General features: G+C 51.8%; 1 protein-coding gene. It reads left to right on the forward strand.

What is annotated here, in order from left to right:
• Window positions 1-761 (forward strand): IS5 family transposase gene (locus OKC42_RS22660; RefSeq protein ID WP_270820940.1). Its coding sequence is split into 2 segments (ribosomal slippage), with 759 coding nucleotides annotated over them: window positions 1-306 and window positions 309-761; the frame shifts between segments, so codons are not numbered across the junction. This gene is flagged as partial in the annotation.
• Window positions 762-768 lie beyond the last annotated feature (7 nt).

Below are 768 nucleotides of genomic sequence, written 5' to 3' on the forward strand. Positions count from 1 at the left end.
ATGGAACCATTGCTTCCAGAACACAAAACCAACCACCCGCTGGGGAGGCATCGCAAGCGGGTGGATAATCGTGCCGCGATGAACGCCATTTTCTTTGTGCTTAGGACGGGGTGCCAATGGAATGCCCTCAATGCTACCGGCATTTGCTCATCCAGTTCTGCTCACCGACGCTTTCAAGAGTGGCGTGATGCTGGGGTGTTTGAGCGGTTCTGGCAAAATGGCTTACTTGATTGCGCAAAGCAGGGCGCCATCGACTGGTCATGGCTGTCGATGGACGGTTGTATCACGAAGTCTCCCTTGGCGGGCTCAAAAAAACGGGACGCAACCCCACAGACAGAGGAAAACAAGGGGTAAAACGCAGTCTGCTCACAGATGCGAACGGGCTTCCGCTATCACTGGTTGTCACGGGGGCAAATACGCATGACATCAAGCTGGTTGCTGACACGCTTGACAGTCTTCAGACGTGCAGGCCTGGCCGGAGGCTCCATCTCTGCCTGGATAAAGGCTATGAAGCACAATGGCTGGAAGACTATCTGAAGAGCCGCTATTACGAACCTCACATTCAATCGCGTAAAGAAGAATCTGAAGCCATGAAAAACACTGATTTTAAAGCGCACCGTTGGGTGGTAGAGAGAACTCACAGTTGGATGAATCGCTTCCGTCGTGTGCTGACTCGCTGGGAGAAGAAAGTCGAGAATTATGAAGCGATGCTGCATTTCGCTTGCGGCATTATTGTGTGGAACAAAACCCTATTGGGATAGGGTCTTA

This window comes from Aeromonas sp. Y311-2 (genome assembly GCF_027706025.1).
Classification (GTDB): Bacteria; Pseudomonadota; Gammaproteobacteria; order Enterobacterales; family Aeromonadaceae; genus Aeromonas; species Aeromonas veronii.